The organism is Blastococcus sp. SYSU DS0753, from assembly GCF_054051175.1.
In genome coordinates, this window is record NZ_JBJHAT010000002.1 from 139,298 (window position 1) to 154,109 (window position 14,812).

At 73.1% G+C, this 14,812-nt stretch carries 17 protein-coding genes; 6 read left to right on the forward strand and 11 right to left on the reverse strand.

The features are described from left to right. Positions 1-20 precede the first annotated feature (20 nt). From ACI799_RS02615 to ACI799_RS02630, 4 genes are all read right to left on the reverse strand, one after another. Positions 21-521, reverse strand: a complete 501-nt coding sequence (locus tag ACI799_RS02615; protein WP_456612377.1) for a hypothetical protein — start codon at positions 519-521, stop codon at positions 21-23. A gap of 208 nt (positions 522-729) precedes the next feature. Further along, on the reverse strand, positions 730-2,136 hold the full coding sequence (locus tag ACI799_RS02620) for a DUF4407 domain-containing protein (protein ID WP_456612378.1): 1,407 nt from the start codon (positions 2,134-2,136) through the stop codon (positions 730-732). A 119-nt stretch (positions 2,137-2,255) separates the two neighbouring features. After that, positions 2,256-2,564, reverse strand: coding sequence for a hypothetical protein (locus ACI799_RS02625; protein ID WP_456598691.1), 309 nt, complete (start codon positions 2,562-2,564; stop codon positions 2,256-2,258). 101 nt (positions 2,565-2,665) lie between these two features. Next, the gene (locus ACI799_RS02630) at positions 2,666-3,289 is read right to left on the reverse strand and encodes a TIGR03086 family metal-binding protein (RefSeq protein WP_456612379.1); all 624 of its coding nucleotides are present in this window, start codon (positions 3,287-3,289) and stop codon (positions 2,666-2,668) included. A 21-nt stretch (positions 3,290-3,310) separates the two neighbouring features. On the opposite strand from ACI799_RS02630, the gene ACI799_RS02635 reads away from it, so the two are divergent. Further along, positions 3,311-3,730, forward strand: coding sequence for a DUF1810 domain-containing protein (locus ACI799_RS02635; protein WP_456612380.1), 420 nt, complete (start codon positions 3,311-3,313; stop codon positions 3,728-3,730). Between the two features lie 39 nt (positions 3,731-3,769). Here the strand turns inward: ACI799_RS02635 and ACI799_RS02640 are convergent, their stop codons facing one another. Genes ACI799_RS02640 through ACI799_RS02650 form a run of 3 tightly spaced genes read right to left on the reverse strand, consistent with a single transcriptional unit; the run spans position 3,770 to position 5,363 of the window. Continuing rightward, complete coding sequence (locus ACI799_RS02640) at positions 3,770-4,732, reverse strand: NAD(P)-dependent alcohol dehydrogenase (protein ID WP_456598694.1); 963 nt, start codon at positions 4,730-4,732, stop codon at positions 3,770-3,772. Further along, positions 4,732-5,013: a hypothetical protein gene (locus ACI799_RS02645; RefSeq protein ID WP_456588462.1), complete on the reverse strand. Its 282-nt coding sequence runs from the start codon at positions 5,011-5,013 to the stop codon at positions 4,732-4,734. The genes ACI799_RS02640 and ACI799_RS02645 overlap by 1 nt, the downstream gene beginning before the upstream one ends. Continuing rightward, positions 5,010-5,363 carry an ArsR/SmtB family transcription factor gene (locus tag ACI799_RS02650; protein WP_456588461.1) on the reverse strand — a complete coding sequence of 118 codons (354 nt, stop codon included), beginning with the start codon at positions 5,361-5,363 and terminating at the stop codon, positions 5,010-5,012. The genes ACI799_RS02645 and ACI799_RS02650 overlap by 4 nt, the downstream gene beginning before the upstream one ends. Before the next feature lie 113 nt (positions 5,364-5,476). On the opposite strand from ACI799_RS02650, the gene ACI799_RS02655 reads away from it, so the two are divergent. Next, positions 5,477-6,511, forward strand: coding sequence for a glutathione S-transferase family protein (locus ACI799_RS02655; RefSeq protein WP_456598696.1), 1,035 nt, complete (start codon positions 5,477-5,479; stop codon positions 6,509-6,511). Between the two features lie 50 nt (positions 6,512-6,561). After that, complete coding sequence (locus ACI799_RS02660) at positions 6,562-6,987, forward strand: hypothetical protein (RefSeq protein WP_456598697.1); 426 nt, start codon at positions 6,562-6,564, stop codon at positions 6,985-6,987. A gap of 179 nt (positions 6,988-7,166) precedes the next feature. Here ACI799_RS02660 and ACI799_RS02665 read toward each other — a convergent pair whose 3' ends face one another. From ACI799_RS02665 to ACI799_RS02680, 4 genes are all read right to left on the reverse strand, one after another. Beyond that, positions 7,167-7,523 carry a hypothetical protein gene (locus ACI799_RS02665; protein WP_456612381.1) on the reverse strand — a complete coding sequence of 119 codons (357 nt, stop codon included), beginning with the start codon at positions 7,521-7,523 and terminating at the stop codon, positions 7,167-7,169. A 201-nt stretch (positions 7,524-7,724) separates the two neighbouring features. After that, positions 7,725-8,876, reverse strand: a complete 1,152-nt coding sequence (locus ACI799_RS02670) for an acyl-CoA dehydrogenase family protein (protein ID WP_456612382.1) — start codon at positions 8,874-8,876, stop codon at positions 7,725-7,727. Then, positions 8,873-9,922 (reverse strand): LLM class F420-dependent oxidoreductase, encoded by a 1,050-nt coding sequence (locus ACI799_RS02675; protein ID WP_456612383.1) that lies wholly within the window; start codon positions 9,920-9,922, stop codon positions 8,873-8,875. The genes ACI799_RS02670 and ACI799_RS02675 overlap by 4 nt, the downstream gene beginning before the upstream one ends. Positions 9,923-9,965: 43 nt before the next feature. Then, positions 9,966-11,501, reverse strand: coding sequence for a class I adenylate-forming enzyme family protein (locus tag ACI799_RS02680; protein ID WP_456612384.1), 1,536 nt, complete (start codon positions 11,499-11,501; stop codon positions 9,966-9,968). Between the two features lie 199 nt (positions 11,502-11,700). On the opposite strand from ACI799_RS02680, the gene ACI799_RS02685 reads away from it, so the two are divergent. Genes ACI799_RS02685 through ACI799_RS02695 form a run of 3 tightly spaced genes read left to right on the forward strand, consistent with a single transcriptional unit; the run spans position 11,701 to position 14,708 of the window. Further along, on the forward strand, positions 11,701-12,237 hold the full coding sequence (locus ACI799_RS02685; RefSeq protein ID WP_456612385.1) for a DUF6318 family protein: 537 nt from the start codon (positions 11,701-11,703) through the stop codon (positions 12,235-12,237). Then, positions 12,234-13,133, forward strand: coding sequence for a hypothetical protein (locus tag ACI799_RS02690; protein WP_456612386.1), 900 nt, complete (start codon positions 12,234-12,236; stop codon positions 13,131-13,133). The genes ACI799_RS02685 and ACI799_RS02690 overlap by 4 nt, the downstream gene beginning before the upstream one ends. A 39-nt stretch (positions 13,134-13,172) precedes the next feature. After that, complete coding sequence (locus ACI799_RS02695) at positions 13,173-14,708, forward strand: HNH endonuclease (RefSeq protein ID WP_456612387.1); 1,536 nt, start codon at positions 13,173-13,175, stop codon at positions 14,706-14,708. Positions 14,709-14,812 lie beyond the last annotated feature (104 nt).

Below are 14,812 nucleotides of genomic sequence, written 5' to 3' on the forward strand. Positions count from 1 at the left end.
GGCTCGCGGCGGTGCGGGGATCAGTCGCCGGTGTAGGCGGCGACCCCGAAGTGCTGCTGGCCGTCCTCGTCCTGCTGGACCAGCACGGTGTAGGCCTGGCCACCGATGATCGCCGCGCAGGTGTCGCCGTCGCACTCGATGGTCTCCACCTGCCCGCCCTGCTCGGCGAGCGCGCGGGTGACCGCGGCCTCGGTGGCGGCGTTGTCGTCGTCGACCCCGCCCCGCCAGAGGATGAGACCGGCGATGGCGATCGCGGCCACCACGACGGCGATCAGCGCGGCGGTCAGCAGGCCGCGGTTGCGGCTCGCCCAGCCGGGCTCGCCGGACGGCTCCGGCTGCCCGTCCGGCGCGGGCGCCGCACCGCCGGGGACGCCGGCACCGGGCACGACCCCGCCGGGGAGGACGCCGGTGCCCACGCCGTCGGTGGGCCCGGCGGCGGCCGGCAGGGGCGGCACGGTCGCGGGATCGGGCCGGCCCGCGCCCGCCGTGGCGCCGGTCGGGTTCGGGTTGTCGGTGCTCATGGCGGAACGTCCTTCATCGGGGTGCGGGAGTCATCGGGTTCGCGGCGCGCGGGCACGCGGGGAGCCGGGGCGGCGGCCCGATCGGCAGACGCGGGGAACCCTGCCACAGCCCCGCGGCGGAACGGCGGCGCGGGCTGCGATCCACAGTGAACTGCCAGCGGACGCGCAGCGCCCCGGACCTTGCGGCGAGGTCCGGGGCGCTGGGTGGTCAGACGGTGGTCGGCGTCCGGTCGACCGGGCGGCGGCGCACCGAGCGGACGGTGCGGGCGGCGAGCTCGCGGATCGGGCCGGTGTCCCATATCTGCCGTGGCGCCTCCGCCGGCTCCTCGGCCACCGGCTGTGCGGTGCGCACCCCCTCGCTGCGGGCGCCCTCGGTGCGGGCGGCGACCTCGGCCAGCGCCGCCCGGCGGCGGGCCAGGATCGCCTCCTTCTGCCGGTCCACCCGCTCGCGCTCGGCCAGCACCAGGAGCTCCTCCTTGGCCGCGGCCACCGTGCGCCGGGACTCCTGCGCCATCTCCTCGAGCTCGACGTCGCCGGAGTCGCGCAGCTGCACCAGCCGGTCGTAGGCGGTCGGCGGGCTGAAGTTCAGCAGCAGCTTCATGAGGACGGGCAGCACCTCGACGCACATGAACAGCAGCGAGAGCATGAACTGCGCGGCCGCCAGGGTGCCGTTCCGGTCGCCGAGCCGGTCGAGGGCCTCCAGGCGCAGCAGGATGCCGCCGGAGCCCTCGTTCTGCGTGTCGAACGCGGCCTGCAGCCGGTCCAGCTCCGCGGTCAGCCGGGTCAGCTCGGCGCGGTCGCCGTCCAGGGACGACGACGCCAGCGAGGCGCTGCGCCCCTCGGCGGCGCCGACCGCGGCGACGGCGGCGTCGAGCTCCGCGCGGGCGGAGGTGACGACGGCGGTCTGCGCGTCGGCGGCGGCCCGCGCCTGCAGGTAGGCCTCCCCGGTACCGGCGTCGCCGGTGCCGCAGGTGCCGTCCAGCTCGCACTGCGCTTTGGCGTCCAGGTCGCGCTGCAGGGCCACCGCCCGGTCGTAGGCCGCCTGCTTCTCCGTGACTCCGGCGCGCACCACCTCCAGCCCGGGATCGGCCGCTCCCCCACTGGCGACGACCGCCTCCTGCGCGGCGATGCGCTCCCGCAGCGCGGGCAGCCCGGCGAACCGGCTGTCGGACTCCAGCGCCAGGCGGTGGGCGTCGGCGGCCTCGGCCTGCATCGCCACGATCTCGGCGTCGATCTCCTTGTGGAACACCTGCAGGGTCAGCGGCGTCGCCACGACGACACCGAGCACCAGCGCCAGCCCGACGCGGGGCACGGCCATCGCGACGTTGCGCTTGAGGGAGGCGTCGTGCGCCATCCCGACCAGCAGCATCCGGTCGAGGTTGACCACGACCGCACCCCAGCCCAGCCCGACCAGCACCGCCAGCGGCCACCAGACACCCAGCGCCATCGCGACGGCGAACGCCGCGGAGACCGCGGCGAGCGCCCCCGTGCTGAGCAGGACGCCGCCCAGCGCCACGAACTTCGGCCGGGCCCCGGGCGCGGCGGCCAGCACATCCGGCCGCGCGCCGGCCAGGACGGCCAGCCCGTCGCCGATGCGCCGTCGTCGCTCGCTCATGCAGTGCCCCCCGGGCAGCGGGGGTCGTGAGAAGACCGCTACCCACCAGTTCTTATCGGCAGGCCGGGGACTGTGACGGGACGGTCACGACGTGAGCGAGCTCCCAGTCGACCGGAGCGTCAGCTGTTGGCCTCGCCCTCCTCGGTGCTGGGGGTGCCGTCCTCCCCGTCGACGCTGCCGGGATCCTCCTCGCCGGTGCCGTCGTCGGTCCCGGTGTTGTCGTCCTCGTCGATGCCACCGGTCCCGCGGTCGATCCCGTCGGCGTCCTCCTCGCCACCGTCGACCGGGTCGGGGCTGCCGACCTCCTCTTCCTGGAACACGTCCGGGACGCCCGTCCCCGGGTCCGCCTGGTCGTCCCCGCCGCAGCCGGTCAACCCCAGTCCGGCGGCGAGCACCGCACCGGCGAGCATCCTCGAAGTCCTGCGCATGGGTCCCCCTCTGGTTCGTCGAGCCTGCCGCTCCGGTGCCCGGTGACGCCGCGCCCACGCGCCCCGCACGGGAGATGACACGGCTTCGACATGAAGCCAGGTCAGGCCGCGCCGGGCGCCGTCCACCGCGGATCCCGGCCGGTCCGGCCGAGCAGCCGGTCCAGGGCGGGCGCGTCGTCGGGCACCGGCACCACCGGCCCGAAGAGGCCGTCGGGCTCGTCGGTGGGATCGCTGCGGTCGCCGACGAACTCCAGGCACGCCTCGACGGCCGCCGGGTCCGGGCGGTAGGGCTGCCCGGTGGCGACGGCGAGGTCCCAGCCGTGCACGAGCACCTCGTCGAGGGCGACCAGCGCCATGGCGGCCGCGGGCATCCGCACCCCGGCCACCTCGGCCTCGCCGTCGCATGCGCCGGGCCGCCGCCACGCGGCGGCGAGCGCCTCGAGCCGCGCCGGCAGCAGCGTGCGCCAGTCGGGCGCCAGGTCGGCGGCGTCCGCCTTCGGGCCACCCTCGGGCGGCGTCCCCTCCGCGGCCAGCCGGAACGCCAGGGCGAGGCCGAGCAGGTGGTCGAGCAGGCCGGCCACCGGCATGCCCGCGCACGGCGTCGGATCCTGCAGCTGGTCGTCCCGGACGCCTGCGACCACCCGCGCCAGCTCCGCGGTGGTCGGTCCCAGGTCCACGGTCGTCGTCTCCATGCGGTGCAGACGCCCCGGGCGCCGGGAACTCATCGGGTGCGGCAGGCTGGACCGGTGAGCGACCCCTTCGACCTCCGCCGGTTCCTCGACGCCCAGGCCCAGACCTACGACCAGGCGCTGGCCGAGCTCCGCGCCGGCGCGAAGCGCACCCACTGGATGTGGTTCGTCTTCCCGCAGATCTCGGGGCTGGGCCGCAGCGGCATGGCGCAGCGCTTCGCGCTCTCCGGCCTCGACGAGGCCCGGGCGTACCTGGCGCACCCCGTGCTGGGGCGCCGGCTGGTCGAGTGCGCCCGGGTGCTCACCGCACTGGACACCGCGGACCCCGACGCGGTCCTCGGCCCGGTGGATGCCCAGAAGCTGCGGTCGTCGATGACGCTCTTCGCGCACGCCGCCCCCGACCAGCCGGTGTTCCGGGAGGTGCTGGACCACTACTTCGGCGGGGCCGAGGACGAGGCGACGACCAGCAAGCTCTGATCGTGGCCCGCAGCCGGGCGCGGGGGAACGGCTCCCGGTTCAGACGGTGAGCACGACCTTGCCCTTGGCTCTGCCGTCCCGCATGTACCGGATCGCCGCGCCTGCGTCAGCCAGCGGGAAGGTCCGGTCGACCGGTGCGCGCAGCGTCCCGGCGGCGAGGTGGTCGGCGAGCGTCTGCAGGTCCTCCTGGTTCGGCATGGACAGGTAGCTCAGCAGACGCTGCCGGATGAAGGGGTTCACCAGCATCGCCCGGATCGGCCGGTCGAGGCCGGCCATCGGGCCGCCGACCTCCGAGCCGACGATGACGAGCGTGCCGGTCGGGGTGAGCGCGCGCCTCAACTCGCGCAGCGCGCGGTTGCCGCCGGTGTCGAGGATCAGGTCGTAGCGCCGTCCGCCGTCGGCGATGGCCTCGCGGGTGTAGTCCAGGACGTCGTCGGCACCGAGGGACCGGACGAAGTCCATCTTCTCCGTGCGACAGATGCCGGTGACGTCCGCGCCGGCCGCGACGGCCAGCTGCACCGCGTAGCTCCCCACTCCCCCGGCGGCGCCGATGACCAGGACTCGCTGCCCCGCCTCGACCTTGCCCTTCCGCAGACCCTGGAGGGCGGTGAGCGCGGAGATCGGGACGGCTGCAGCCTCGGTGAACGTCACGTTCGCCGGCTTGGGGATCAGGTTCTTCTCCGGAACCTTCGCGTACTCGGCATAGGTGCTCGTGCCGCTGCCGAAGACCTCGTCCCCGGGGTGGAAGCGGGTCACGTTCGCGCCGACCTCGGCCACCACGCCGGCGACGTCCATGCCGGGCACGGGGTTCCTCGGCTTCCGGACGCCGGTGCCGAGCCGGACCACTCGCGGGCGCCCCGCGACGAGGTGCCAGACCCCCTGGTCGACTCCCGCCGCGGTCACGCGGAGGAGCACGTCGTCGTCGCCGATGACCGGCTCGTCGACGGTTCCCGGCCGCAGGACGTCCGGCGACCCGTACGTCTCCTGCACGACGGCCCTCATCAGTCGACCGTCCGCAGGATCTGCTCGATGGACGCCGTCCGGGAGCGCAGCTCGGAGACGTCGGCGGCCGTGCGCTGCTGGGCGTCGAGGGTCTTCTCGGCCAGCTGCTCGTAGCGGCTGACCAGCTGGCGCAGGTCGGCCTCCTGCTGCGCGGTGATCCGGAGCTTGCGCGCCTCCAGGACGGTGGCCGCTGCGCCCCCGATCAGGAGGAGGACGGCGAACACGATCCCGAGGATCAGGACCGCTTCCGGCCAGGTGGTGCCGCTGTCGACGGCATTCATCGGGGCTTCTCCTTGTCTGCCGGGCCCGGAGCCGGGTCCGGACGCGTGAGGGTTGCGGCGGCCTGCGCGAGTGACTCCGCGGTGAGGTGCAGGTCGATGTCGGCGATCTCGAAGTACTTCATGGCCCTGCCGTCGTCGGAGAGCTCGAGCGTTCCGACGACGAGGCCGGCGGCCTCGAGGCGCTGCAGGTGCATGTGCAGCAGCGGTCGGCTGATGCCGATCTCGCGCGCCAGGTGGCTCACGTAGTCACGCCCGCCGGTGAGGGTGGCGAGGATGCGCAGCCGGACGGGATGGGCGAGGGCCGCCAGCATCTCGACCAGGTGGTCGCCGCTCGGCCGGTCCTCTGTCATGTCGCTCCACCATGTGTAAGTGCTTTCTGACAGGTGCAAGGTAGACCTGCTCGTCATCCGAATGCAATGACCCCACGGGTGTGAGTCCCGCCGGCATCGGGAACGCTTGAGCAGTGAGTGCAGACACCAGAGGATCCGGATACGTCGAGCCGGAGTACACGCGGGACGAGAAGTACATCTCCGACCGGATCACCGCCGACGGCCGGGACGACTGGCCGGTCGAGGCCGGTCGCTACCGGCTGGTCGCGGCGCGCGCCTGCCCGTGGGCGAACCGGGCGATCATCGTGCGGCGGCTCCTGGGACTGGAGTCGGCCATCTCCATGGGGCTGTGCGGGCCGACGCACGACGAGCGCAGCTGGACCTTCGACCTCGACCCCGGCGGCGTGGACCCGGTGCTGGGCTACGAGCGGCTCCAGCAGGCCTACTTCGCCCGCGACCCGGAGTACCCCAAGGGCATCACGGTGCCGGCGATCGTCGACGTGCCCAGCAAGGCCGTCGTCACCAACAACTTCCCGCAGATCACCCTCGACTTCTCCACCGAGTGGACCGCCCACCACCGGGACGGCGCCCCCGACCTCTACCCCGAGCACCTGCGGGACGAGATGGACGAGGTCATGGAGCGGGTCTACACCGAGGTCAACAACGGCGTGTACCGGTGCGGGTTCTCCGGGTCGCAGCGCGCCTACGACAACGCCTACGACCGGTTGTTCACCGCGCTGGACTGGCTCAGCGACCGGCTGGAGCACCGGCGCTTCCTGATGGGCGGGCAGGTGACCGAGGCCGACGTCCGGCTGTTCACCACCCTGGCGCGGTTCGACACCGTCTACCACGGCCACTTCAAGTGCAACCGGCAGAAGCTGTCGGAGATGCCGGTGCTGTGGGCGTACGCGCGCGACCTGTTCCAGCTGCCGGGGTTCGGCGACACGATCGACTTCCCGCAGATCAAGGAGCATTACTACGTCGTCCACGCCGACATCAACCCGACGCAGATCATCCCGCAGGGCCCCGACACCTCCGGCTGGCTGATGCAGCACAACCGCGACCAGCTCAGCGACCGCCCGTGGGGCGACGGCACCCCGCCCGGCCCACCGCCGGCGGGCGATCGGGTGCCGGCCGACCACGGCCCCGGGGGGCTCGGCCACCGCTGACCTGTGGACAACCGGGTCCGGGGTCTCCGCGACCTGCCACGGTGACGGGCATGACGACGTCCCCGCTCGCCGACGCCCGGATCCACTCGGCCGCCGACCTCACCGATCGCTGGCGGGCCGTGCTGGACCCGGTGCAGTTCGCCGGGCGCCGCCTCTGGCTGACCTGGTTCGGCACCGACGGCCGCCAGCTGCCGGTGGTCGTGCCCGTCGACGACCTGCCGCCGCTCCCCGACCCCGGGCTGCTGGTGGGGTTGCGGGAGGTGCACGGCTCGGTCGTCGACGACCAGCTGGGCGGTCGCGGCCACCTGGCGCTGGCGCTGTGCCGGGCGGGCGACCCGGCGGTCACCGCGGAGGACGACGCCTGGGCCGAGGGGCTCCGGTCGGTGCTGGACGACGACGGCGTGGCCGGTACCTGGAGCCTGCACGTGGCGGCCTCGGGCAGCGTGCTGCCGCTGGTCGAGGCGTGGGGCGCCTAGCGGATGTCTCTCGAGCACGATGGCGCCCGGCGCGGGGATCTGGAGCCGGTGGGCACTCCGATCGAGCTGGGAAGTCGTCGCAGCCGTTGATGTCCGGAGTGGCAGATCGGGGTCACTCTGGATCCGGATCGGCGACCGGGGCTGGCCGGGTCGTGACGCGGCAGGGACGTGCCGTGCGCTCAGCTCGCGCAGTTCTGGTCGGCGTAGGCGGCGACGGTCTCGATGGCCGACTGGAACCGATCCGCCTCCTCCTGGGTCACGCTTCCGTTCTCGACGGCCCGCCGGAGATCGCCTTCGGGCGGGTAGGTGGCGGCGAGGAACCGGGCGGCGTCCTCGACCTCCGCCCCCGCCTCGTCGGGCACGCTCTCGGCCAGCTCCTCGAAGGCATCCTGGGCCTGGGCCGGCTCGGCCTCACCGAGCTGGTTGAGGGTCGTCCACTCCTCGCAGAAGTCCGCCAGGCTCGCTCCCCCGCACGCGGTCAGGCCGAGCGGGAGGGTCGCTGCAGCGGTGAGCAGGGCGAGCTTCCTGATGCGCACCAGGGTCCTCTCAGGGAGCGGTGGCCCGGTGGGGTTCTGACGGCCAGTGACGCAGCACCGCTTCGTTTCGATTGATTCTGCGGGTCCGGGCAGGAACGGCCGCTGAGGCGACGGCTCCGCGTCGGCGTGTCACCCAGCTCCGCACGCACGCGCATCCGTGCAGGACTCGGCAACGGGCGCCACCCACGTGGGAGACGCGACCTAGATCTGGTGCCGGGCGATCCACTGCGCGGCGATGACGGTGCGCTGGATCTCGTTGGTGCCCTCGCCGAGGATCATCAGCGGCGCATCGCGGAAGTAGCGCTCGACGTCGAACTCCTTGGAGTAGCCGTAGCCACCGTGCACGCGCATGGCGTCCAGCGCCACCTGCATCGCCGTCTCGGAGGCGAACAGCTTGGCCATGCCGGCCTCCATGTCCGCGCGCGCACCGCCGTCGAGCTTCTCGGCGGCGTCGGCGGTGAGCAGCCGGGCGGCCTGCACCTTGGTGGCCATGTCGGCCAGCAGGTTGCCGACCGACTGGTGCTTCCAGATGGGGACGCCGAAGGACTCGCGCTCCTGCGCGTACCGGGTGGCGGCGGCCAGCGCGGCCTGCGCGACACCGACCGCCCGGGCGGCGACCTGCACGCGGCCGACCTCCAGACCGCGCATCATCTGCACCCAGCCGCGGCCGGGTTCGCCACCGAGGACGGCGGTGCCCGGCACCCGCATGGCGTCGAAGGTCAGCTCGCAGGCCTCGATGCCGCGGTAGCCGAGCTTGGGGATCTTCGCCGAGATCTGCAGGCCGTCACCGGGTTCGACGAGCAGCACGCTCATGCCGGTGTGCGGCGGGACGGCGTCACGGTCGGTGCGGCAGAGCAGGCCGATCAGCTGGGAGTGCTGGGCGTTGGAGATCCAGGTCTTGCTGCCGGTGATCTCCCAGCCGTCGCCGGTGCGGACCGCGTGCGTGCGCATCGCCTGCAGGTCGCTGCCGCCGCCGGGCTCGGTGAGCGCCATCGTGGCCCGGACCTCGCCGGTGGCCATGCGGGGCAGGTAGCCGGCGCGCTGCTGCTCGGTGCCGACGGTGGCGAGCAGGTGCGAGATCACCGAGTGCCCGCCGATCGCCCCGGCCAGGCTCATCCAGCCACGGGCCAACTCCTCGGTCACGCGGGCGAAGCAGGCGGTGCTGACGCCGCTGCCCCCGTGCTCCTCGGGCACCAGCAGGCCGAAGAGGCCGAGCGCCTTCATCTCCTCGACGAAGTCGTGCGGGTAGCGGTCCTCGGCCTCGAAATCGGCTACCCGCGGGCGCACCCGCCGGTCGACGAACTCGGCGGTGAGCGCGACGAACTCCTCCTCGTGCGGGGGCAGCGCCGTCACGCGAGCGCCTTCAGGGTCTCGATCGCCCGCAGCCGGTCGGCGTGCTCGGCGGCCAGCGGCGTCGCGTTCAACGTCGTCACCCCGGCATCGCGGAAGGCGGCGACCCGCTCGGCGACGTGGCCGCGGGGCCCGATGAGGGAGACGCCGCGCACGAACGCCTCGGGGAGCGCGGCGGCGGCCTCGTCCTTGCGCCCGGCCAGGTAGAGGTCCTGCACCGTCGTCGCCTCGTCGGCGTAGCCGTAGCGGACGGCGAGGTCGTTGTAGAAGTTCTTGCCGCGGGCGCCCATGCCGCCCACGTACAGCGCGAGCTGTGCCCGGACCCGGGCGAGCGCGGCGGCCTGCTCGTCGGCGTCCTCGCTGATGAGCAGCTGGGTGTCGACGACGATGCCCAGCGGACCGAGCGCGGGGTCGCGCCGCGCCGTCCCCTGCGCGAGCGCGTCGCCGAACGCGGTCGCGCTGCCCTCGGGCAGGAAGAAGGCCGGCTGCCAGCCCTCGAACAGCTCGGCGGCCAGGGCGACGTTCTTCGGTCCGATAGCCGCCAGCACCATCGGGATCCGCGGCCGGACCGGCTCGTTGATCAGCTTCAGCGGCTTGCCGAGCCCGCTGCCGCCGCGCTCGGGGGTGAGCGGCACGTCGACGTACGTGCCGTGGTGCTCGAGCCGTTCCCGCCGCCACACCGCGCGGCACACGTCGACGACCTCGCGCGTCATGGCCAGCGGGGCGGTGTAGGGGACGCCGTGGAAGCCCTCGACCACCTGCGGGCCCGACGCCCCGATCCCGAGGGTGAAGCGGCCACCGGAGACGAAGTCCAGGCCGGCGGCGGTCATCGCCAGCAGCGCCGGCGTGCGCGAGTAGATGTTGAGGATGCCGGAGGCGATCTCCACCGTCGTCGTCCGCGCCGCCAGGTAGCCGAGCTGGCTGACGGCGTCGAAGGAGTAGGCCTCTGCGACGAACACGGTGTCGAGGCCCACCGCCTCGTACTCGGCGATGACGGCGGCGGTCTCGTCGAACCCGCCGCTGTAGGAGATGGGCATGCCGATGCGCACGGGGGCTCCTGTTGCCGGGGACGTGGTCCCCGGCAACGTAGCGCTACCGCGGGACGGCGACCCAGCCCTCCGCCTCGCGCAGCGGGCCCTTCAGCACCTTCCCCCCGGCATTGCGCGGCAGTGCGCCGTCGATGAGCCGCACGAACTGCGGGCACTTGAAGTCGGCGAGCCGCTGGCGGGCGAAGTCGTTCAGCGACGTCACCAGCTGCCCGGCGTCCACACCCGGCTTCGGCAGGACGACGGCGCCCACCTTCTCCCCCATCACCGGGTCCGGGACGCCGACGACGGCGACCTCGAGGACGTCGGGGTGCTCGGCGAGGGCGTTCTCGACCTCGACGCTGTACACGTTCTCGCCGCCGCGGTTGATCATGTCCTTGGCGCGGTCGACGATGCGCACGATGCCGTCGGTGATCGTGGCGAGGTCGCCGGTGTGCAGCCAGCCGTCGACGAACGTCTCCGCCGTCCGGACGGGGTCGCCCCAGTACCCGGCGACGACGTTCGGGCCGCGCACCAGCAGCTCACCGACCCCGGTGACCGGGTCGGCCCTGTCGAGGCGCACCTCGTTCACCGGCGTGGGGAAGCCGACGGCGTCGGCGTGGGTCTCGGCGTACTCGTGCGGGAGGAAGGTGGCCAGCGCGGAGGTCTCGCTGAGGCCGAACCCGTTGCCCAGCCGGGCGTTCGGGAAGGCCTGGCGCAGGCGGTGCACCAGCTCGGGGGCGATCGGCGCGCCGCCGTAGCTGAGGGTGCGGACGGTGGAGACGTCCGTGGTCGCCAGGGCCGGGTGGCGCAGCACCAGCTCGTAGATGGTCGGGACGCTGGTGATGAGCGTGATGCCGTGCTGGGGGATGGCGGCGAGGAAGGCGCCCGGCTCGAAGCGGGGCATCAGCACCGAGGTGCCGCCCAGGGCGATCTGGGTGAGGAACTGGGAGCTGCAGCCGGTGACGTGGAACAGCGGCACCGAGATCAGCGTGGCGTGCCGCACCGCGGGGTCGCGGCTGAGCTCCCGGCAGCGGATGACCGACTCGATGGTGGACAGGAAGTTCTCGTGGGTGGTCATCGCGCCCTTGGGGCGGCCCGTCGTGCCGCTGGTGTAGAAGAGCGCGGCGACGTCGGTGTGCTGCGGGTCGGGGATCTCCCCCGGCTCGCCGTCGGGCAGCGGCTGCCCGGGGTGGACGACGTAGGTGGCACCGCAGTCGGCGAGGATGAAGTCGGCCTCGGCCGGCGCGAGGCGGGTGTTCATCGGGACGACGACGGCGCCGGCGAGGTGGGCCCCCCAGAAGGCGAGCACCCAGTCGATGCCGTTGGGCAGCTGGACGGCCACCCGGTCGCCGGGGGTGACGCCGGCGTCGCGGAGGCCGCCCGCGACGCGCATGGCCCGCTCCCACAGCTGGCCGTAGGTGAGCTCGCCGCCGCCGAGCTCGACGATGGCGGTGGTGTCCGCGCGCGTGGTCGCCTGGGCCAGCAGCACGCGGACGAGGTTGACGGAGAGCCCGGTGTAGCGGCGGATGCCGTCCGCGCCGAGCTCGATGCCGCTGGTGTCGAAGGGCTGCTCCCCCGTCGCGGCGCTGTCCGTGCTCATGCGTCCCCCAGTCTCCGGTGCTCGTCGGCTCCGGATTGTGCGCCGGTGAGCCACGTCTCGTGCGCGGGGGCGGTCACCCGATCCGGCGGCACATGGCGGCTGTCCACAGTTACGGAACCGGATACAGCCGGACTCTGCGTAGTCTCCCGCTGTGCGTGATCTCCGTGGGGGCCTGGTCCGGACGACGATCGGCTGCCTCGTGGCCGGCACCGTGCTGCTCACCGGGTGCGCGGGGAAGCAGGAAGCGAGCGCCACCCTGCCGACCACGGAGGCCGCTCCGACGACGGAAGCTCTCCCGCCGCTGGGGCCCGAGGACTTCCCCGTCCCCGCCGAGGCGCGCACCAAGGACGCCGCCGGCGCCGAGGCCTTCCTGCACTACTGGGTGGAGCTGCTCAACCGCCAGCGGGACATTCCGGATGGCCAGCCACTGCGCGACCTCGGGCCTGATTGCCAAAACTGTCAGAGGATTGCGCAAAACTACGACGAGGCCGCCGCAGCGGGAAACCGGTATGTCGGAGGAACGGTCACTATCGACGCGGCTGCCACTCCACACTTCGATGGGGAGAACGTCACCATCAGCTTCCTCGCCCGCCAGGACAAGGTCCAGCGCCTGGATTCATCGGGCGCACCGGTCGACGCAGGGCTGGAAGCGGCGGACGGATTGAGTTCGGGAATCACCTTGGTTTGGTCGACCGGCATGGAATCGTGGCTTGTGACGGGCTTCGACCTCGGATGAGCCGCCTGCTCGCTCGATTGGCATTGGGCGCCGCACTCGCAGCACTGCTGATCATGTCGCCAGGACCCGCCGCGTTCGCTTGTGGCTATGACCGTTGTCCCGAGACTCACTTGGGGGGCGGCGCAGTCGGGCTTGGGTACGACGGCGCTGGCGTCACGCAGCTGGCCGCACGAACCCCCGACGAGGCGGTCGACTACGTCTGGCGCCTGCGGCATTTGTGTGCGCTTGCCGACGAGCGGGAGGGCGCCTGCTCCTCCATGGACTTTCGCCAGTGCCCACAGGAGCCGGGCCGGGTCATTCAGTACTTGGTGGTCCAGCAGCGTCCAGTCGTCCGCCCGGACGGCACCGCAGTCATCGACGTAGTCGAGGGTCTGGCGCCAGGCACGCCCGTGGGGACTTGGAGTGATGTTCGTCAGGGGTGCATCGACATCACGCCGCTGAATCCGCCGCCTTCGCCGGCCGAGGTGTTCTCCTACTTCGAGCGCTTGCCGCTCCCGCATCTGACGACCCAGCACCAGCCGCCGGGGGACGGCCTGACCGGGTTGCCGGTCATCTTCTACACCGACTCCCCCACGACCCAGACCTTCACCGTCGACATCCGCGGCTTCACTGTCGTCATCGAGGCCACCGCCGAGCAGTTCACCTGGCACACCGGCGACCCCTCCACCGGCCAGATCACCACCACCGATCCCGGCGCCCCGTACCCCGACCACACCATCGAGCACAGCTACCGCCCCGGCACCTACACCGCCCACCTCACCGTCACCTGGGGCGCCACCTTCACGGTCGACGGCAGCGCCGAAGCCGACGTCCCCGGCACCACCACCACCGACGGACCACCGGTCACCTTCGACGTCCTGCAGGCCCGCACCGTCCTCACCAATCCATACGATTGACCTGCGAAAACTGTCGGTGGTCGCCTCTACCGTGCAGGTGTGTTCCCCGGTGAGCCACCCCGCGCACCCGACGAGGGCGTCCCGGTCCCCTGGGTGCCCGACACACTCGCTCCCGGGCTGAGCGATCTCGAACTCGTCGCCGACGTCTGGGCCTCCGATGCCCGGGCAGCCCGGTACGCCGCCCAACGCGCGGAGGCGATCACCGCGCTCGCCCGACGCCGGTCCATCGAGCGCGACCGCGACTTCGGCCCGCTCGGCGGCCCTGGGCTCGACAACCGTCTGCGTCGCTCGGAGGTCCTCGCCCTGGTCAGTGAGACGTTCGTGACCGAGCTGGCGATGATCCGCGGCTGCACCGAGGCAGAGGCCGAATCGCTCGCCGTCGAGTCGATCCTGCTCACGACCGTGCTCACCGGAACCTGGGACGCGCTGTACGCCGGCGTGATCAGCGAGCGGAAGATGCGCGTGCTCGTCGACCTCCTGGCCACGGCGAAGCCGTCCGTCATCGCAGAGGTCGAACGCCTCGTGCTCCCCCACGCCGGCCGACTCACCGTCCCCCAGCTCCGCGGGCGGGTGCGCCGAGCGCTGGCCCGGCTCGACGCGGCCGCCCTGGACAAGCGCCGCAAGGAAGCGGCCAAGCGTGCCGACGTCGTCACCCGCCCCACCGGCGACGGGATGAGCCAGCTCGTCGCCGATCTGCCGGTCCACGTGGCCGCGGCCTGCGCCGACGCGATCGACCAGTACGCCCAGCTGCTCCGGGCCGACGGCGACCAGCGTCCCATCGGCGTCATCCGAGCGGCCGTCGCCGCGGACCTGATCCTGCGCCCCTGGGACACCTCCCGCCCGCCGGTCACCGCCCAGTTGACGATCCACGCGCCGCTGCGCTCTCTCCACGACCCGGACGGCGACGGCGACGGCGCGACGCAGCCGGCCGCGGAGGTCGCCGGCGAGATCGTCACCGCCGCCCAGTGCCGGGAAATCCTGCGTGAGCTCGACATGCTCGGGGTCGGCGCCGCACCCGCCGGCGGCTGCGTGCGGGTCGCCGTCGGCAACCCGCTCGACGGCCGCCTCCTCGCCGTCGCCACCCACAGCCAGCTCAGCCGCGCCGCCGGGCACCGCCGCCGTCGATCCCGGGGGAAGGGTGGCGCGACGACGTCGGCAGGCCGGACCGCACCCGGCGACAGGCGGGAGCCCGGCACGGGGCTCGGCCCACCGGCACCGACGACCGCCTACCGCCCGTCCGCGGCGCAACGCCGCTTCCTGCACGTCCGCGACCGGCACTGCCGCATGCCCGGCTGTCGACGGCGTGCCGGCCGCTGCGACATCGACCACGGCGTCGCGCACGCCGACGGCGGCCCGACCGACTGCTGGAACCTCTGCTGCCTGTGTCGACGGCACCACCGGATCAAGACCTTCGCCCGCGGCTGGCGCTTCGAGCTGCTGGCCGACGGACGCCTGGTCGTGCGGACGCCGAGTGGTGTCTCCCGGACCACCCGGCCGCCGGGCTGGTGCTACGAAGCCGAGCCCGACCCGCCCTGGCTCGAGGAGGCTGCCCCGCCCGATCCCCTGCTCCGCTGACCGGCGGAACGCGCACGTCCGGATCTGTTCCCAAGCGGCGCTCGAGCGAGGACAGTGGGCAGCCCAGCAACGCCCACCAGAGGCTCGGCTGTCGCGAGAGGACC